The sequence below is a fragment of the Aeromonas sp. 601039 genome, from assembly GCF_049174415.1.
GTDB classification, from domain to species: domain Bacteria; phylum Pseudomonadota; class Gammaproteobacteria; order Enterobacterales; family Aeromonadaceae; genus Aeromonas; species Aeromonas veronii_A.
In genome coordinates this window covers 16,976-34,544 of record NZ_JAAKTL010000024.1, presented here as the reverse complement: position 1 = coordinate 34,544, position 17,569 = coordinate 16,976, and the positions used below count along the sequence as shown (strand labels likewise).

The following is a 17,569-nucleotide window of genomic DNA, read 5'->3' as shown; positions in this document are numbered from 1 at the left end:
TCAATGCGCCACTACCCGGTTGCGTCCCTGCGTCTTGGCCTGATAGAGCGCCTCGTCGGCACGTTTGAGTACGCATTCCCATGGCTCTCCCCCCCGCTCGGCCACCCCGAACGAAGCGGTCACCCGCAAGGCCAGCGGCCAATGGGGAGATGCCTCCAGCAGGGTACGCAGCCGCTCGGCCAGGATACACGCCCGCAACTCATCGTAATCAAGGCAGACCAACACAAACTCCTCTCCCCCCCAGCGCACCAGATGGCAGAGGGGATCGCAGTGGCGCAGGATCTCGCTGACCAGCAGTTTGAGCACCTCGTCTCCCACCGGATGGCCATGGCTATCGTTGATCTGTTTGAAGTGATCCACATCGATATAGACAAGAGTGCAGGGCTGCTCACCTATCTCGAGCAGCAGTCGCTCACCGCCGAGCCGGTTGAGGGCGCCGGTCAGGGCATCATAACAGGCCTCCTCGCGGGAGCGGCGATTCTCTTCACTCAAGGTCCGGTTGAGCGCCTCGGCCTCCAGCTTGGCCTGATGGGCATGCTGCAAGCGCTGCTTCATCAAAAGGTGGTTGATCAGAAAAACGGTACAACCGTAAAGAAACCAGACAAACAGGATCAGCCGATAGAAGAGGGTGGCATCGAGCCAGCTACCGTGAAACTGCAGCGCTTCGATCACCACGCCATGCTTACCGGGCGGCATATCTGAACCAGCCATAACCTCGATGGCATAAACCCGATCCAGATTGGCCCCCTGCTGCTGCAACGGCACATTGTAACGGGTGATCCACCAGGTCGCCGGGGTAAACACATCCAGTGGCACCTCGTGATCCCGGCCGTAATCCGCCGGCCGAAAAATGATCTCGTTGAACTTGGATTGCTCAGGCTCATCAACCCGGTCATAGACCGGATTGTAGTTGCGCAGATACAAGCGCCAATCCTGCTCGCCAGCCCCGGTTACGCTCAAACGGATATGAAGTGTGCCAAAACGGGTCAGATTAATCCCCTTGTCACGGGGGGTCAGGGTGAGGATAAGGCCGCAACTTGGGTAGCTGGCCGGATTGGCGGTTAACGTACAGACCACTCCGGGATGATCATCCGCCGAGGGGTGATAGCGCACCGCCCCCGGCCCAGCATCCCGTGGCTGCTGCACTGTGATGGAGAGCGGCCACTCCTTGATATCGAGAACTCGCTCTGGCCCGAACTCGAACAGCAGGATGGCACAACCGGTGAGCGCCAGCAGATACCAGAATAGTGACTCGGCCAAACGGGAACCGGACGCGATCATGCTTACCCTAACCCCTGAATATGAAGGCACAGCCATTCACTCGGGCAGACAACCTATCGTTGCTGCCAGATGGCCCATGATAACAGGGCTCTATGATAATCCCTGTAACGACAAGAAACAGGCTACTTATCATGGCATTCACACTGCATCGCTCCCGTTTTTTCCCATTAGAGCCCCCGTTCTGCCGATTGCTGGCGATAACGCTGGGGTGAACATCCCAGCTCCCGGTTGAACATGGCGATAAAGGCCGAGGTGGAGCCGTAACCGAGCCGCCAGCTGATCTCCTGAATGGGCATGTCCCCCTTGAGCCAGGCCAGCGCCTTGAGCAACCGCAGCCGCGCCCGCCACTGACCGAAACTCATCCCCAGCTCCCGCAGGCAGCGCCGCGCCAGGGTGCGCTCTGTGGTGTGCAGTTGTCCTGCCCACTGGGCCAGAGTACGGGGATCGGCAGGATCGCTGTGCAACGCCGCCAGCATGGGAGCCAGCAGCTTGTCCTGACTCATCGGCAGGTAGCTCTCCTGACAACGGGTCCGCGCCAGTCGCTCCACCAGCAACTCGGCCTGACGCTGATCCCACTCATCCGCCATATGGCTTACCCGCCGTTCGCAAAAGTCGCTCAGCAGGGCGCGGATCAGCGGGGTGAGCAGCAGCAATCTGGGCTCTGACGGCAGCTTGGCCGCCAGCTCGTGGCTGACGTAGATGGAGGTGTAGTCGAGGGTCTGCTCGTTGTAGGAGGTATGGTCGAGATCCGCCGGCACCCAGATCAGATAGTCGGCAGGGGCCACCAGTCGCTGATCACCCAGCTCTATCTCCATGATCCCCAGACTGATCATGTTGAGCTGGCCCCAGGGGTGGGAGTGCAGCACGGTCGCGCTGTCGGCCAGCATCTGCTGGTAACTGAAATAGAGCGGATTGGGAGCGGGCAGAACGACATCTACCGGCTGAAAGTGGTGAGTGGCCATCAGCGCCCCTTGTCAGCGAGAGAGAGGAGCAGGCGTGATGCAACGCCCTGTTGGCTCGGTCGCCGGCACAGGCCAAAAGCAGCCATCAGTTGCGGGCAGACGCAGCCCGTGTGGGCCGGAATAAGGTGCATCAGAAAGAGTTGTCTTTTCTGCTGGGTCATCTGTCTGTTTTACGCTACTTGATAATATAAAGACAAGGGTAGACTTGGCCCCCTGTTAATAAGGAGCCTCTGATGCGAATCTTTTCCCCTCTTCTCTTTCCGCTGATGGCGGTGCTGATCTGGGCTACCAATACCGTGGTGTCCAAGGCGGCCGCCAGTGTGCTCGACCCCGCGGCTATCTCCTTCTATCGCTGGGTGATCGCCGCTCTGGCACTGACCCCCTTCTGCCTGCCGCAGCTGTGGCGCCGCCGTAGCGAGGTTCGCCCTTGGCTCGGCAAGCTGCTGGTGCTGGCGGCGCTCGGTATGGTGCTCTACCAGTGCCTCGCTTACTACGCTGCTCACAGCACTTCGGCCACCAATATGGGGGTGATCGGCTCCCTCATTCCACTGCTCACCCTGCTGCAAGGGGCGCTCTTCTTCGGCCAGCGTCCCGGCAAACAGGCACTGCTCGGCATGAGTCTTTCCCTGTTCGGGGTGCTCTGGCTGCTTGGCAAGGGCGAACCGCTTGCCCTGCTCCATAACGGCATCAACCCGGGGGATGGCATGATGCTGCTGGGCTCCGCCAGCTACGCCCTTTACGGCCTATTGATCCGCCGCTGGCACCTGCCGTTTGGCCCCTGGCTCAACCTCTACATGCAGATCCTGCTGGCCGTACTGCTGCTGGTGCCGCTCGCTCTCAGTGCCGACTCGATGGCGGTGCCGGCCGAAGGGTGGGGGCTGGTGCTCTTCGCCGGGCTCGCCTCCTCCCTGCTGGCGGCTTACTGCTGGATGCGCGGCCTCGCCTGCATGGGGGCAGAGCGCACCTCGGTCTTTATGAACCTGATGCCGCTCTGTACGGCGCTGATCGCCGTCGTCGGCCTGGGCGAGCCAATCCACGGCTATCACCTGCTGGGTGGCGGGCTGATCCTGGGCGGGGTGATGGCCTCCCAGCTGAAGGGGCGTGCGCCGGTAGCCGAACGGGAAGCCGCCTGAGAACCAACATCGTCCGGAAACAACAAGGGAGCCCATGGCTCCCTTGTTGTTTCTGCAATGCACGCCAGTGCGCATCTCAACCGGTCCGGCGCCAGCGGTAGCGACGCTCAGGCCGCCCGCGCTGGCCGTAATTGAGATCCACATCTACCCGGTCTTCCGACTCCAGATATTCCAGATAGCGGCGCGCCGTGGTGCGGCTGAGGGAGAGTCGCAGCGCCACCGTGTCGGTGGAGAAGACACTCTCCGGCTCACCCGCCAGCAGATCCAGCACCTGACGCAGGGTGATGCTGTCGATCCCCTTGGGAGTGACGCGCATCTCCTTGATCTGGGAGCGCCCTCCCTTGCCCAGCAGCTTGTCGAGATCTTCCTGCTCCAGCCGACCCCGCTCGCAGAGGCGGCTGTGCAGTTGCAGGATCTCGTCCAGACTCTGCTGGATGCGAAACAGCCGCAATGGTTTGATGACGTAGTCATGAACCCCCAGATTGAGGGCCTGCTGGATGGTCTCCACATCCCGCGAGGCGGTCACCATGATGACATAGGCTTCGCGGTTGTGGCTGCGCAGGCGGCTCACCCACTCAAGGCCGGAGCCATCGGGCAGGGAGACATCCACCAGCAGCAGTTGGGGCACCACACCGGCCATCATGGCATCGGCCTGGGCCAGGGTGCCGGCCCGCCCCAGCAGGGAGAAACCGGGTGTCGCCGCCACCAGTTCTGACAAGATGGCACCGATCCGATCGTCATCTTCAATAACAAGCGTGATTATTGGGTCCATGGTTCACATTAATTGGTTTTTATTCAAATAGATACCAAACAGGGTGGTCTGCTCGGCGGTTCGCCGCCATTCTATCACACCCTCGTGCCGACCCACGGTCTCCTTGACCAGGAACAGACCCACCCCGTGATCGCCGCTCTGGCGACTCACCCCGTAATCGAACAGGTGATCGGCCAGCTCCTCGTCGACCCCCTCACCGCTATCCTCCACTTCGATCACCAGTCGCCGCCCCACATCGCACAGGGACAGCAGCACCCGCGGCGGCCGCTGCTGGCGGTTGCGCCAGGCCGCCTGCAGGCCGTTGTCCAGCAGGTTGCCAATGAGGGTAATGAGATCGGCCGAGACCGAGGCCGGATACTCCGCCAGCGCCGAATCGGGATCGAGTTCCAGGGTCACCCCCAGCTCGCGAGCCCGGCTGAACTTGCCGAGAATCAGCCCCGCCACCGGCTTGTTGTCGATCAGCCGCAGCAGCTCCTGCAGCATGGTCTGGCACGCTTCGTTCTCCTGCTGGATCAGCTCCACCGCCTGATCCACATGGCCCAGCTGCAACAGGCCGGAGAGGCTGCTCAGCTTGTTGGCAAACTCGTGGCTCTGCATCCGCAACATCTCGGCATACTGGCGCAGGTGGGTCACCTGCACCCCCAGACTGGCGGCCACCTCCGGACGGCTGAAGATCAGCAGCCGCCCCGGCGCCTTGCCCTGCACCGCCTGCCAGCGGCCAACGAAGGACTCCCCCTGAATGGTGAAGCTCACTTCCCCACCCTCCTGCTCCAGACAGGGGGCAAGGGGCGGCACCAGCTCCGCCAGCGACTGTCCCTGCAGGGCGTGGCGCCCGGTAACCGGCAGCCGCAGCTGATAGCTGGCGGTGCTGTTGATCATGTTGATGTTGCCGCGACCATCAAGGGCGATGACCCCTTCGGTGATGTGCTCAAGCACCAGATCCTGCAGGGTGAAACGGCGCACGATTGCCTCCGGCTCCAGATCGAGCAGAGTCTTGCGCAGCAGGTATTGCACCCAGAGTGCCAGCAGCAGGCCGCACCCCAGCACCGCAACGATGGCGCTGATGAGCAGGGCTACCCGCTCCATATAGATGCCCTCCACCTGCTGCATCAGATAGCCCACCACCACGGCCCCCATGACGCGCCCGTCACCGCCCACCACCGGGGAGAAGCAGCGGATCGCCGGCCCCATGGTGCCCCGATCCTTGGAGCAGTAGCTGCGCCGCTCCTGCAGCGCGGGCCAGATATCCTCGCCGCGAAACTTCTGCCCCACCAGCTCGGGGTTGGGGTGGCTGAGGCGGCGACCATGCTCGTCGGTTACCACCATATAGGTGGCGTCGGTGCGGTTGCAGACCGCCTCCACATAGTCGCGCAGGGTAGGGTCACGGCCCTGACGCAGGGCCTCGACCACCCGGGTGTCCGCCGCCATCACCCGTGCCAGATCGCTCCCCTTATCCTGCAGATTGCTCTCCAGCAGATGGCGGATAAAGAGGGCCAGCAGACTGCCCAGAATGAGGATCAGCAGCAGGGAGAGCCCGAGAGAAAGGGTGACCAACTGGTGGCGAAGTTTCATGCACATACCTTAAAACGTCAGGACGCAGCCCAATAGTGCGGATGCCACCAGGTCTGGTCAATCAAAGGAGCCGGATCGCCGACAAAATCGGCCAATCCTTCCTCGCGGGCGCAGAGCGCCACCGCTCTGGCGACGGCGCGGGCCACCTCTCCCACCTGTTCGATGGGGGGTAGCAGCCGACCCGCCACCAGCGGATAGGCGCCGACTGCCCGCACCGCAGCCAGCAACATGCCATCGCTGATGCGGCGCGCCTTGACCGCGCAGGCCCCGAGACCAATCCCCGGGAAGACATAGACGTTGTTGCACTGGGAGACTACCCGCCGCTCGCCGGCCACCGTTACCGGCGCAAAGGGGCTGCCGGTGGCCAGCAGGGCGCGGCCATCTGTGGCGGCCCACACCTGCTCGGGGGTCGCCTCGGCACTGCGGGTCGGGTTGGAGAGTGGCAGGATCACCGGCTGATCGCACACCTCCCCCATCGCCTGCAACACCTCGCGGGTAAAGAGGCCACCCTGCCCGCTCACGCCAATCAAGACCGCCGGACGCACCTGGCGGATGGTCTCCAGCAGCGAACTGTTCCCCTCCTCAACGGCGCGGGCAAACGGCTGTTGGGCGCGAGTCAGGTTGGGACGATCGGCGCAGACCACCCCGTCCTGATCAAACAGCCAGACGCCATCGTGGCTCCCCGCAAGCTGGGCCAACATGGCGGCGATGCCGCAACCGGCAGAACCCGCCCCGACGATCAGCACCGGGGCATCGCACAGGGCGGTCCCCGCCTGTTGCAACCCGGCCAGCACGCAGGCGGAGGCGACCGCCGCCGTGCCCTGAATATCGTCGTTGAACATGCAGAGCTCGTCCCGATAACGGGTCAGCAGGTTGGCGGCATGCTTGCCGGCAAAGTCTTCAAACTGCAGCACCACCTGCGGCCAGCGCTTGCGAATGGCGGCCACCACCTTGTCCATGAAGTGGTAATAGCTCTCACCGTCAATGCGCGGGGATTGCCAGCCGAGGTAGGAGTCATCCTCCAGCAGCTCGGGATTGTTGGTGCCCACATCGACACAGAGCGGCAGGGTACGGGCCGGGTTGATACCACCAGCGGCGGAGTAGAGCGCCAGCTTGCCGATACAGATCCCCATGCCGCCGATACCGAGATCGCCAAGCCCCAGCACCCGCTCGCCGTCGGAGATGACGATCACATCCACCTCCTGCTCTACCGACTCGAGGATGTCGTCGAGATCGTCCCTGTCATGCCAGGAGAGGTAGAGGCCGTGGCTGCGCAGATAGAGATCGCTGTGGCGCTGGCACGCCTCCCCCACCACCGGGGTGTAGATGATTGGCAGCAGCTCCGGCAGGTGGTGGCGCACCAGATCGTAGAACAGCACAGGGTTGTCCTCCTGCAGCTGGCGCAGCAGCAGATGCTGGTCAAACGGACTCTGCATGGCGCTGACCAATCGGTAGATCCGGCGCCGCTGCTGGGAGAGGGACTCCTCCTTATGCGGCATGCGGCCCCGCACGCCCTGACGCTTGCGCTCGGCATAGGGCAGGCTGGTGCCCATCATGATGTCGTTCATTTTGTTTGTTCCTCAATCCGGTATCAGGCGAGCAGGGAGATAAGGGCGGTGGCCAAGATCAGCATCACGGCGCCGCCAAGGCGAGAGGAGATCTGGGCAAAGGGCATCAACTTCATCCGCTGGGCCGCCGAGAGCACGGCTACGTCGCCGGTGCCGCCCATGTTGGCCATACAAAGTCCGCCGGTGATGGCCGCCTCGATGGGATAGAAACCGATCATCCGGCCCACCAGCGCCGCGCCGAGGGCGCCACCGATCACGGTGACCATGACCAGCACGAAGTAGCTGATGGAGAAGGCGCTGATAAGCTCCGGAATACTGGTATAGGCGACGCCGATCCCCACCAGCAGGGAGGGAGTGAGGTTGCCCACCACAAACTGATACCAGTCGGCCGCCGCCTGCTCATAACGGCGCGGCAGCAGGCCGCTCACCTTGATAAAGGCGACGGCCAAAATCATCAGGGCGAAGGGGTGCATGGGGATAAAGTTGCCAAGCAGGGAACCCAGCACAAACATGCTGGAGCTGATAAAAAGCCCCATACCCAGACTCTGCAGGGTCGGCGCTTCGGCCTGCTCATCGGCAATGCTCTGGCTACTCTCTTTAACCATCAGCTTGCCGTTGCCGGTCAGGGAGGGATAACGGCGACCGAGCCGCGCCAGCAGGGAGCCCACCAGAATGGCCAGGGTATTGGCGATCACCACCGCCGGTACCATGCGTGACAATAGGTCCGCACTGGACATCTGCATCGGGCCGGAGAGGATCTCCACCAACGGCACCGCACCGGCGCCCATGCCACCGCCCATGATCGGCAGGCCGATCAGCAGCACCGCATTCTTGAAGCCATACCCCATCAGGGAACCGACCAGCCCCACGCTCAGCAGTGCCAGCGTCACGCCGCCAAGAATGACCGGCAGGTAGCGCATGGCGGCATTTTTCAGCAAAGCGCCGCTCATACCGAACACAGAACCGGTCACCAGACTGGCGATAAAGAAGTTGAGAAAGCCTCCCTCCTTCATGAAGTTGGTGATGACCTGCCCCGCCTGCACCGGCAGCAGCTGGTATTCGAACAGGGCGGCGCCGCCAAAGATGGCGAGGATGGTGCCGCCCCCCAGATATTCACGGATCGGCATGATCCGCTCCCCCAGCTCGGTCAGCAGGGTGCCCAGCACGAACATCAGCGCCAGCGCACCGACCATGCCCAGCGGCAGCGAGCCATTCCAGCCGGAAAAGAGAACACAGGTCGCCAACCCCAGAAATATAAAGAGCGGCATACCCGCAATTTGTTGGCCGCCCATAAAGGCGGCCTTTTCTTGTGTGGTTTGTAGGGGGGAGAGGTTTTTCATTGTTATGTACTCTGCGTGTGATTGTGGCCGCTACTTTATTGATCCCCCTCGCCCCTGTCGGTTAGCCAGATTGCAAAGCCATATAAAAACATTAAAAACTTAAACATCATGGTGTCGCCAACGCGTGCTGCACAATAGAACACCAGACCATCGATGCCCTGCTCGACCAGGAAATAGGGCGATAAAACGAGCGAACCCAATGATGGATATTTGGGTGATCAGCAGTAATAACGATGCGATGATCTCTCCCCCTTAGGGGAAATAACAGAGCCAGATGACAAGCTCTGCGACCATTTATCGTCACAGCTCCTCTGAGTGATAATCAGCGGGCCATGTCATCACCATGACGCGAGTGCCACGACGTGCCACATCAGGGTTTGAGTCGGCGTGCAGGAAGCACGCACGATGAAAAAGGGTGAGGAGAAAGATGCAAAAAGGGGAGATTGAAATAGTGATGAGTCAAGCCAGCGAATACCAGAGCACTGGCTTGAACTCACAAGGATCACACACGGTCAGGTCTATTCTGCCAACAGCAATGGAATATTGGCGGGGTCAAAATCATGACTGATATCGGTACTTCTGATAGCGCCTTCCCGATTCACGCCATGGTGTGACTCTGCACCATATTCCCCATCACTCAACAGCGCTTCAATTGCCAGATACACACATCCACTGTCATATCCATCCACAACCCGTTTCCCCCTTGTTTTATAACCCCATCAATATTAGCGGATAAAAAAAGAGCTGCTCGCTGAAGCTGAAAATTTCATGAAAATAACCACCGGATATCCTCCATTCACGGCGTAATATCCGAATCGGCAAGAGAGCCTCGAGTGGATCAGCCCCGAAAATAATATCAGGGGCTCGAATGCTGCTAACTCGCACCAGCGAAAGATCCGACCAGAAACATGATCCGCATCACACTATTTACTTAGCCTGCTAAACAAGTATGATAGTTAGCAGGCTAAGTAGATTGAGGATGAGAAGATGACGGATCTGGAAAGGTTGCGCGAGCTGTCGCTCGCCGAGCAGATAGCGCGGATGCACCGGCTATGGCGCACTGCCGCCGATCTGGAGCTGGCCCCCCTTGGCCTCACCCATCCCCGCTGGACCGCGCTGTGGAAGCTCTCCCGCATGGGGAACCATGTCAGCCAGAAGACCCTGGCCGAAGCCCTCGAGATAGAGCTCCCCTCCCTGATGCGCACCCTGGGCCAGCTGGAAGAGCAGGGACTTATTGAGCGCCACTGTTGCAGGCAGGACAAGCGGGCCCGCATCGTCTGCGTGACCCCGGCTGGCCAGACCCTGCTCGATCAGATCGCCGACCGCATCATGAATATCCGCCGCGAGCTGCTGGGGGGCATCGACGAGCAGACCCTGCAGCTGTTTGAAGCCACGGTGCAGCGGATCTCGGCCAACGCCCTCAGCAAAATTGAACAACACCACGACCGACAAGCCGGAGGCGATACAAGCCCTCCCGAGACCGACACAGAGAGAGAATAAGATGACTCCGGATCAACAATTTACCCGCTGGATCAAATGGTCCATGGCTGGCTTTGCCACATTGTTTGCCTATTTTCTGATAGCCGACCTGCTGATGCCCCTCACCCCTCAGGCGATGGCGACCCGGGTGGTCACCAAGCTGGCCCCCCAGGTGAGCGGCAAGGTGATCGAGGTCGCCGTTCACAACAACCAGCAGGTCAAGAAGGGGGATCTGCTGTTCAGGCTGGATCCGGCCCCTTTTGAACTGGCGGTGGAGCAGGCCCGCCTTGCGCTGGCGCAGGCAGAGCAGCAGAACAGTGAACTGGATGCGGCCCTGACCGCCGCCGTTGCCGAGATCAACGCCAAGGAGACCCTGGCCAGCCAGAAGTGGCGCGAGGCTGAGCGGATCGATGCGCTGTACCAACGTCACATGGTTTCGCTGCAACAAAAAGATGAAGCTGACAGCGCCCTGCGCAGCGCCCAGGCCAACCTGCGCGCCAGTCAGGCCAAACTGGCCCAGATAAAGGCCAGTCGTGGCGTAACAGGTGAGGACAATCTGTTGCTGCGCCAGGCCCGCAACAAGCTGGCGCAAGCGCAGCTGGCCCTCTCTTACAGCCGGGTCCACGCGGATCAGGATGGCACCATCACCAACCTGCAGCTCAAGCCGGGCAGTATCGCCAGCGCGGGCAGCCCGCTGCTGGCGCTGGTGTCGGAACAGGTCGATGTCATAGCCGATTTTCGGGAGAAGAGCCTGCGCCATGTCGGCGAGCAAACCCGCGCATTGGTCGCCTTCGATGGCGAGCCGGGTCAGCTCTATCCTGCCCGGGTAAGCAGTCTGGATGCCGGAGTGAGTGCCGGTCAGTTTGATGCCAATGGTCGACTGGCCGCGCCGGTGGAGTCTGATCGCTGGGTACGGGATGCCCAGCGGATGCGGCTGCACTTTGAGCTGGACCAGCTCCCCGATCATCTGCCAGCCGGGGCGCGGGCCACGGTGCAACTGCTGCCGGACAATGCCCTGACTGCCATGCTGGCACGGGGCCAGATCCACCTGCTCAGCCTGCTCCATTATGTCTACTAACCACGCAACTCACCCGTCGGCCAATACTGCCCCAGCCCACCCCGCCGGTGGTGCTGCCACTCACCTCTGGTATCGGCCCCTCACCGGCAACGAGCTGCGCCAGTGCCTGCGCATCGCCTTTGGCTGCACCACGGGCTTTCTGCTCTGCAAGCTGTTTGGCTGGAATTACGGGGTCTTCTATACGGTCACGCCGGTGCTGCTGCTGGGAATGGTGCCGGTGATGAATGGCCATGCCGCACGCCAGCTGATCACGGCGGCGGTGGTCTGTGGGGTGGAGGTCGGGCTGCTGGGGGGACTGTTTGGCAGCCATCCGGCGCTGATGACCCCTATCGCCTTTCTGCTGTTTCTCTACCGTTTCGCCGCCATGTCGCGGGGCAGCCTGTTTCTGTTCGGGGCCAACGGGGTGCTGAGCCTCAGCATCATGCTGCACTTTGCCAGCTATCCGCAGACCGACCTCAACGACCTGATCCTCAACAATATCTGGGCGAGCGTGCTGTCGGTGCTGATCGCTTACCTGATGACCATGCTGATCCCGGATGTGGAGGCCAGACCCAAGCCCGCCTCGGCTCCCAAGGCGCCGCACCGGATGCGCCATGAAGCCCTGCTGGGTGCCACTGTGGCCACCCTGTCGTTTCTGGTATTTCAGGTGTTTGACCTGCGCGACTCCATGTCTGCCCAAGCCACGACCTTGCTGGTGCTGTTCCCCATGCACTGGAACGGTGCGCTGAGTTATGCCCGCAAACGGGCGATGGGTACCTTGCTGGGGGTCACCTTCGGCTTGCTCGGCCAGCTGCTGCTCTATGACTGGTCAGGGCAACTGCTGCTGGTCGCCCCGCTGCTGTGGCTCGGTGCCATGCTGTTCAGCCATGCCCATGTCAAGGAGGCAGGCGGCTCCGGGGTCGGCTTTGGCGCCCTCACCACCCTCGGCATCCTGTTTGGCCAGTACCTCACCCCGGGCAACGATCTGGTGTTCAGCGCCCTCTACCGGGTGAGCAGCATCCTGTTTGCCATCGTGGTCACCCTGCTAGCCTGCTACCTCGTCCACCGGTTGCTCAACCGCTTCGAGGCAACCCGCTTCGGTTATTGATCTCCTGTTGTAAACACTGTTGTCAGCCCATGGATGAGCTCTCTTTCGCCCCGTCGCCTGCCGGGGCTTTTTTCTCGCCCTCGTTTACCTCCCTCACCAATACTCCTGCAACTACAAGTCAGCGCAGAAGTGTGGCTATGCTTGTAAGGCTGCTGTCGATGAGGTGTACCTATGGTTCCGTTGTTAAAAAAATGGCTGGTTTGTCTGATGCTGTTGGCTACCAGCCCGCTCGGGGCCACCCCGCTTGTCATTGGTGCCGAAGATGACTGGGCCCCCTACTGCGAGCGCGACAAGGACAATGAGGATGACCAGCCCCACGGACTGGCGCCTGAGCTGGTCAAGGCGGTGTTCGCCGCCGAAGGGATCGAGATTGTCTTTCGCACCCTCCCCTTCGCCCGCTGCATGCACGATGCAAAAAGCGGCAAACTTGCGGGGTGCTTCAACGCTACCATCACCGAAGAGAACCGCTACCAGTACCATTGGCACGATACCCCCATGTTCGAGGAGGATCTTGCCATCTTCGCTCTTGCCAGCGACCCGCAACGGGATCTCAAGCTTACCTCGCTGGAGGGCAAGCGGGTGGGCATCACCCTGGGTTACACCTACCCCACCGATTTTATGGAGAACCCCAGGATCACCCGCTTTCAGGCCAAATCCGATGCCCAGATCCTCGAGATGCTGGTACGTGGCCGGGTCGACTACATCCTGATGAACGGTATGCCGGGCTACCTCAAGATCCAGCAGAAGCAGCTGACCGGCAAGGTGGTCAAGGTTGGCAAGATCTCCACCGATGGCTTCTGGCTCGCCTTCTCCCGCAACACACCGCAAGGGGAAGCGCTGGCCAAGCAGTTCGAGCAGGGATTGCAGAAGATCAAGAACAACGGCACCTATGAGACGCTGATCCGCCAGTTTGAAACCAGACTTGGCCTGCACTGATTGACACTACCTTGCTGATAGCGGCATCCCCCTCATACTCGCGCGGTATGCCGGACAGCCAGCGACGCACCGAATGGCCCCGCTGATTGCACAATCACGGCAACCTGTTAGGCTCACGCCCGTATGACACCAATGGAGCTGTAATCATGAATAAAGCACATATGATGGCCGCTGGTGCGCTGGCCCTCGGCCTGCTCGCTGGCTGCAATCAGGGCAATACCCTCTCAGTCACTGGTGGCGAACCGGTCAGTTACCAGTGCGAGCAGGGCAAGAAGGTGCAGGTGCGCTACTTCTCCCTCTCAGACGAGAGCCTCAACTTTATCAAGCTATCACTGCCGAACGGCAAGGATTACACCCTGCCCCAGGCCATTTCGGCCTCCGGCGCCCGCTATACGGACGAACATGAGGCCGTCTGGTGGAACAAGGGAGATGAGGGCTTTGTCGAGCTTCGGGATCAGGATGGCGAGTGGCAGACCGCCTACAACGACTGCAAACAGCAATAAACGTGACCCCGGCCTGGCCGGGGTCTCTCTTTCTCTGGCATCAGAGTGATGGGGGATCAGTTGATCTCGATCTCGAAGCGGTTGGTCACCTCGACCGGAATGGCATCCGGGTTGCCCTCTGCAGGGCTGTAGCGGATCCGCGAGAGGGTCGCCAGCGCACTCTGCTCCAGCTCGCCGGGGGGCTCGGCCGCTACCACTTCCGGCTTGACCGGCGTGCCGCTGGCGTCGATTTGATAGCGAACTTCCACATACCCCTTGACCGGTTTGGCTGGCAGGGCTGGCTCGTCATTACCAAGCCATGACCACTGCTTCTCCTGAACCCAGTAGCTGGACAACTGCTCGAGAGAGATAGCGATCGGAGCGCGCTCGTGCGCTACCTCCTGACGGGATGAGCACCCCAGCAACAGTGTCACTGCCAGACCTGACCATACTGCGACTTTCCACTTCATGTAACGCTCCTTGTTCTTTGCCGGTGCTTGTTGCCGGACTGCGGGACGCTCAATGCGCCCCTTGGTCAGTGACCCATCCTAACGAAAAAGTATTCGTATGAACATGAACAAAAGGGCCAACCCCGAGAGGTTGGCCCTTTTATCATCAATAAACTCATTAACCAGCCAATCAGCCGCGCTTGTCGCTCACCACCAGCCAGAGCGCATGCACCATGCCCGGCAGACCGCCCATCAGGGTCAGCACAATGTTGATTAAAAAGTGCAGGCTAAAGCCCACCTGGATAAACGCGCACACCGGGGGCAGGAAAATGGCCAACAGGATCTTGAGCAGATTGTTCATCTCGGCTCTCCTTTTCAAAAATGTAGTCAGGATTGGAATGGGCTAACCATAAACATCCCGGACTTCAACTGCAAACCAGACAGGGAATTCGCTCACCCGCATCACGCCAGGCGTTGAGGTCGTGGATCTGCTGATTGCTGCTGCCACGCCAGAGCAGGCCGGGGTCTGCCAACGCCTTTTCAAACTTGCCATCCACCAGCACATCCAGCAAGGCCACCAGCTCGCGCTGGGCCTCTGACAGCTCGCCGAGCCGGTAGCCGGTCCAGCACCAGATATCCTTGCCCGGACACTCGGCGCGCACCCGTTTCACCAGCGCCAGCACGTGGGGCACGTTGGCAGGGTGGAGCGGATCGCCGCCGGAAAGCGACAGACCTCGCCGTTTGATGCGGCTGTCGTTGAGATCCGCAATGACGCGATCGCTCATCGCCTCATCGAACGGCTTGCCGCCATCGAGCCGCCAGGTGCTCTGGTTGTAGCAACCCGGGCACTGGTGCTCGCAGCCCGAGACAAACAGAGTGGCACGGGTGCCGGGGCCGTTAATCACATCAACCGGGTAGTATTGGTGGTAGTGCATCGTTTGTTTCCTGCCTCGTTCACGGGACAGCGGCATGGTTGCCGCCCTCCAATGAAAATGGCCCCTTGAGTCAGGGGCCAGCTCTTCATCGCCTGTGCGCTTACATATGTTTGACGCGGCGCTTCACCTCTTCCTGCTTGCCCGCATTGAAGGGGCGCGCATCCGGGCTGCCGAGGTAGCCGCAGACACGGCGGGTCACCGACACCTTGGCCGGGTCGTGGTTGCCGCAGCGCGGGCAGGTGAAGCCCTTGGAGGTGCACTCGAACTCGCCGGTGAAGCCGCAGTCGTAGCACTCGTCGATGGGAGTGTTGGTACCGTAGTAGGGCACCTTGTCATAGCTGTAATCCCAGACGTTTTCGAGCGCTTCCAGATTGTGCTGGATATTGGGGTACTCGCCGTAGCAGATGAAGCCGCCGCTGGCGATGGGCGGATAGGGCGCCTCGAAGTCCAGCTTGTCGTACGGGTTGACCTGCTTTTCCACATCGAGGTGGAAGCTGTTGGTGTAGTAACCCTTGTCGGTCACACCGGATACCACGCCAAACTCTTTGGCGTCGATGCGGCAGAAACGGGTGCAAAGGTTCTCGCTCGGGGTGGAGTAGAGGCTGAAGCCGTAGCCAGTCTCCTCTTTCCACTCGTCAATGGCTGCCCTGAGACGGGCGATGATGGCGATGGCCTTCTGTTGCAGCTCGGCGCTGTCAAACAGGTGCACCTTGTCACCAAACAGGGCGTTGATGGTCTCGTGTACCCCGATATACCCGAGGGAAATGGAGGCGCGACCGTTCTTGAAGATCTCGCTGACGTTGTCGTCCGCCTTCAGCCGCACACCGCAAGCCCCTTCCATATAGAGGATCGGAGCAACCCGCGCTTTCACCCCGTCCAGACGGGAGATGCGGTACATCAGCGCCTTCTTGGCGACCCTCAGAGAGGCATCCAGACGATCCCAGAAGTCCGCTTCGTCACGGGATTTCAGGGCAATGCGCGGCAGGTTGAGGCTCACCACCCCCAGGTTGTTGCGACCTTCGTGGATCAGCTCGCCATTCTCCTCGTAGGCACCGAGGAAGGAGCGGCAACCCATGGGGGTCTTGAAGGAGCCGGTCACCTTGACCACCTGGTCGTAGTTGAGGATGTCCGGATACATCCGCTTGGAGGCACACTCCAGCGCCAACTGCTTGATGTCGTAGTTGGGATCGCCCTGCTTGTGGTTGAGGCCATCCTTGATGGCGAACACCAGTTTCGGGAACACGGCGGTCTTCTTGTTCTTGCCAAGGCCTGCGATACGGTTGCTGAGGATGGCGCGCTGGATCATCCGCGACTCCCAGCTGTCCCCCAGACCAAAGCCGAAGGTGACAAACGGCGTCTGACCGTTGGCGGTGTGCAGAGTGTTGACTTCGTACTCCAGCGACTGGAAGGCGTCGTAGCACTCTTTCTCGGTGCGGGCCATGGCGTAGGCTTCCACGTCGGCAATGCCCCACTCTTCGGCCACTTCACGGTGTTTCTGCCAGCTGATGGTCACATAGGGGGCAAGCACTTCGTCGATGCGGTTGATGGTGGTGCCACCATAGATGTGGCTCGCCACCTGGGCGATGATCTGGGCGGTCACGGCCGTGGCGGTGCTGATGGATTTCGGGGTATCTATCTCCGCATTGCCCATCTTGAAGCCGTGGGTCAGCATCCCTTTCAGATCGATCAACATGCAGTTGAACATCGGGAAGAAAGGTGAGTAATCGAGATCGTGGAAGTGCAGATCACCGCTCTCATGAGCCTGAACCACATCACGGGGCAGCATGTGGCTGGTAGCATAGTGCTTGGCGACGATACCGGCCAGCAGGTCGCGCTGGGTCGGGATCACCTTGGAGTCTTTGTTGGCATTCTCGTTGAGCAGGGCGGCGTTGGTCTGCTCGACCAGACCACGGATCTCCTGTGCCAGCCGGCCGCGCGCCTCGCGAGCCTGATCCCTGTCGTGGCGATATTCGATATAGGCACGGGCGATGGCCTTGTCGTCGGAAGCCATCAGGTGGTTTTCGACCCGGTTCTGGATCTCGTGGATATCAACTTCACCACGCCCTTCCAGCTCCTGACTCACTGCATTGGCAATGCGGGAGGCGAGTGACGGATTGGCCTGATTGACCGCTTCCGCCGCACGGCTGACCGCATCGCGAATCAGCTGGGCATTGAATGGTGCGCGACATCCGTCACGTTTGATCACAACCGGTTTCATGGATTTTCCCCGTTAAAAGGCCAGGCATTTGCCTCTGGCTCACCCTTGTTGGGCCCCCCTCCCGGCATCTCGTCCTGGACGCAAATAAATTCAGCCGAGGCTTGACAAGCCTGGGCTGAAGATAGGAGGGGAACAGCTTATACACAGCTTAATAACACAACATATAGGGATTAAAAACGAATGCGTCCCTATATGTGGTGTCTATTAGGCACCAAAGCGCAGCCTCATTTCTTGATCCAGAACAGGTTTTTCAGCGAGCGGGACAGTTCACGACCAA

The 17,569-nt window shown here is 60.7% G+C and carries 16 protein-coding genes; 6 read left to right on the top strand and 10 right to left on the bottom strand.

Going from position 1 to position 17,569, the window contains the following annotated elements; genetic code table 11:
• Together G5195_RS17040 and G5195_RS17035 are read right to left on the bottom strand one after the other, a co-directional pair.
• On the bottom strand, positions 1-1,281 hold the full coding sequence (locus G5195_RS17040) for a GGDEF domain-containing protein (protein ID WP_167572380.1): 1,281 nt from the start codon (positions 1,279-1,281) through the stop codon (positions 1-3).
• 167 nt (positions 1,282-1,448) lie between these two features.
• Complete coding sequence (locus G5195_RS17035) at positions 1,449-2,243, bottom strand: AraC family transcriptional regulator (RefSeq protein ID WP_421236332.1); 795 nt, start codon at positions 2,241-2,243, stop codon at positions 1,449-1,451.
• A 233-nt stretch (positions 2,244-2,476) separates the two neighbouring features.
• On the opposite strand from G5195_RS17035, the gene G5195_RS17030 reads away from it, so the two are divergent.
• On the top strand, positions 2,477-3,376 hold the full coding sequence (locus G5195_RS17030; protein ID WP_040066692.1) for a DMT family transporter: 900 nt from the start codon (positions 2,477-2,479) through the stop codon (positions 3,374-3,376).
• Positions 3,377-3,452: 76 nt separating this feature from the next.
• Here the strand turns inward: G5195_RS17030 and G5195_RS17025 are convergent, their stop codons facing one another.
• The 4 genes from G5195_RS17025 to G5195_RS17010 are packed head-to-tail and all read right to left on the bottom strand — an operon-like array spanning position 3,453 to position 8,628.
• On the bottom strand, positions 3,453-4,148 hold the full coding sequence (locus tag G5195_RS17025) for a response regulator (protein ID WP_421236331.1): 696 nt from the start codon (positions 4,146-4,148) through the stop codon (positions 3,453-3,455).
• 3 nt (positions 4,149-4,151) lie between these two features.
• On the bottom strand, positions 4,152-5,720 hold the full coding sequence (locus G5195_RS17020) for an ATP-binding protein (protein ID WP_204481211.1): 1,569 nt from the start codon (positions 5,718-5,720) through the stop codon (positions 4,152-4,154).
• Positions 5,721-5,737: 17 nt separating this feature from the next.
• Positions 5,738-7,288 (bottom strand): NAD-dependent malic enzyme, encoded by a 1,551-nt coding sequence (locus tag G5195_RS17015; RefSeq protein WP_202000474.1) that lies wholly within the window; start codon positions 7,286-7,288, stop codon positions 5,738-5,740.
• 23 nt (positions 7,289-7,311) lie between these two features.
• Positions 7,312-8,628: a 2-hydroxycarboxylate transporter family protein gene (locus G5195_RS17010; protein ID WP_421236330.1), complete on the bottom strand. Its 1,317-nt coding sequence runs from the start codon at positions 8,626-8,628 to the stop codon at positions 7,312-7,314.
• 987 nt (positions 8,629-9,615) lie between these two features.
• Here G5195_RS17010 and G5195_RS17005 point away from each other — a divergent pair.
• The 5 genes from G5195_RS17005 to G5195_RS16985 all read left to right on the top strand — a co-directional run bounded on the left by G5195_RS17005 (position 9,616) and on the right by G5195_RS16985 (position 13,711).
• Entirely contained in the window at positions 9,616-10,128 is a 513-nt protein-coding gene (locus G5195_RS17005) for a MarR family transcriptional regulator (protein WP_421231281.1), read from the top strand.
• Between the two features lies 1 nt (position 10,129).
• Complete coding sequence (locus tag G5195_RS17000) at positions 10,130-11,185, top strand: HlyD family secretion protein (RefSeq protein ID WP_421236329.1); 1,056 nt, start codon at positions 10,130-10,132, stop codon at positions 11,183-11,185.
• Complete coding sequence (locus tag G5195_RS16995) at positions 11,175-12,272, top strand: DUF2955 domain-containing protein (RefSeq protein ID WP_421236328.1); 1,098 nt, start codon at positions 11,175-11,177, stop codon at positions 12,270-12,272. Before G5195_RS17000 ends, G5195_RS16995 begins: the two co-directional genes overlap by 11 nt.
• A 171-nt stretch (positions 12,273-12,443) precedes the next feature.
• Positions 12,444-13,208, top strand: coding sequence for a substrate-binding periplasmic protein (locus G5195_RS16990; protein WP_421236327.1), 765 nt, complete (start codon positions 12,444-12,446; stop codon positions 13,206-13,208).
• A gap of 146 nt (positions 13,209-13,354) precedes the next feature.
• The gene (locus tag G5195_RS16985) at positions 13,355-13,711 is read left to right on the top strand and encodes an MliC family protein (protein WP_201972991.1); all 357 of its coding nucleotides are present in this window, start codon (positions 13,355-13,357) and stop codon (positions 13,709-13,711) included.
• A gap of 56 nt (positions 13,712-13,767) precedes the next feature.
• Here the strand turns inward: G5195_RS16985 and G5195_RS16980 are convergent, their stop codons facing one another.
• The 4 genes from G5195_RS16980 to nrdD form a co-directional block, all read right to left on the bottom strand.
• A complete protein-coding gene (locus G5195_RS16980; RefSeq protein WP_108542479.1) occupies positions 13,768-14,160 on the bottom strand; it encodes a TonB family protein in 393 nt (130 codons plus the stop codon).
• Positions 14,161-14,329: 169 nt separating this feature from the next.
• Positions 14,330-14,500 (bottom strand): YqaE/Pmp3 family membrane protein, encoded by a 171-nt coding sequence (locus G5195_RS16975; protein ID WP_005338440.1) that lies wholly within the window; start codon positions 14,498-14,500, stop codon positions 14,330-14,332.
• Between the two features lie 64 nt (positions 14,501-14,564).
• Positions 14,565-15,074, bottom strand: a complete 510-nt coding sequence (gene nrdG / locus G5195_RS16970) for an anaerobic ribonucleoside-triphosphate reductase-activating protein (RefSeq protein WP_164537487.1) — start codon at positions 15,072-15,074, stop codon at positions 14,565-14,567.
• A gap of 100 nt (positions 15,075-15,174) precedes the next feature.
• Complete coding sequence (gene nrdD, locus G5195_RS16965; protein WP_421223383.1) at positions 15,175-17,292, bottom strand: anaerobic ribonucleoside-triphosphate reductase; 2,118 nt, start codon at positions 17,290-17,292, stop codon at positions 15,175-15,177.
• Between the last annotated feature and the right edge of the window lie 277 nt (positions 17,293-17,569).

Coding starts and splice junctions, on each gene's coding strand:
- G5195_RS16995 (WP_421236328.1), top strand. CDS start 11,175: ATGTCTACTAACCACGCAACTCACCCGTCGGCCAATACTGCCCCAGCC.
- G5195_RS16985 (WP_201972991.1), top strand. CDS start 13,355: ATGAATAAAGCACATATGATGGCCGCTGGTGCGCTGGCCCTCGGCCTG.
- nrdD (WP_421223383.1), bottom strand. CDS start 17,292: ATGAAACCGGTTGTGATCAAACGTGACGGATGTCGCGCACCATTCAAT.
- G5195_RS17025 (WP_421236331.1), bottom strand. CDS start 4,148: ATGGACCCAATAATCACGCTTGTTATTGAAGATGACGATCGGATCGGT.
- G5195_RS16990 (WP_421236327.1), top strand. CDS start 12,444: ATGGTTCCGTTGTTAAAAAAATGGCTGGTTTGTCTGATGCTGTTGGCT.
- nrdG (WP_164537487.1), bottom strand. CDS start 15,074: ATGCACTACCACCAATACTACCCGGTTGATGTGATTAACGGCCCCGGC.
- G5195_RS16980 (WP_108542479.1), bottom strand. CDS start 14,160: ATGAAGTGGAAAGTCGCAGTATGGTCAGGTCTGGCAGTGACACTGTTG.
- G5195_RS17040 (WP_167572380.1), bottom strand. CDS start 1,281: ATGATCGCGTCCGGTTCCCGTTTGGCCGAGTCACTATTCTGGTATCTG.
- G5195_RS17010 (WP_421236330.1), bottom strand. CDS start 8,628: ATGAAAAACCTCTCCCCCCTACAAACCACACAAGAAAAGGCCGCCTTT.
- G5195_RS16975 (WP_005338440.1), bottom strand. CDS start 14,500: ATGAACAATCTGCTCAAGATCCTGTTGGCCATTTTCCTGCCCCCGGTG.
- G5195_RS17030 (WP_040066692.1), top strand. CDS start 2,477: ATGCGAATCTTTTCCCCTCTTCTCTTTCCGCTGATGGCGGTGCTGATC.
- G5195_RS17000 (WP_421236329.1), top strand. CDS start 10,130: ATGACTCCGGATCAACAATTTACCCGCTGGATCAAATGGTCCATGGCT.
- G5195_RS17020 (WP_204481211.1), bottom strand. CDS start 5,720: ATGAAACTTCGCCACCAGTTGGTCACCCTTTCTCTCGGGCTCTCCCTG.
- G5195_RS17005 (WP_421231281.1), top strand. CDS start 9,616: ATGACGGATCTGGAAAGGTTGCGCGAGCTGTCGCTCGCCGAGCAGATA.
- G5195_RS17015 (WP_202000474.1), bottom strand. CDS start 7,288: ATGAACGACATCATGATGGGCACCAGCCTGCCCTATGCCGAGCGCAAG.
- G5195_RS17035 (WP_421236332.1), bottom strand. CDS start 2,243: ATGGCCACTCACCACTTTCAGCCGGTAGATGTCGTTCTGCCCGCTCCC.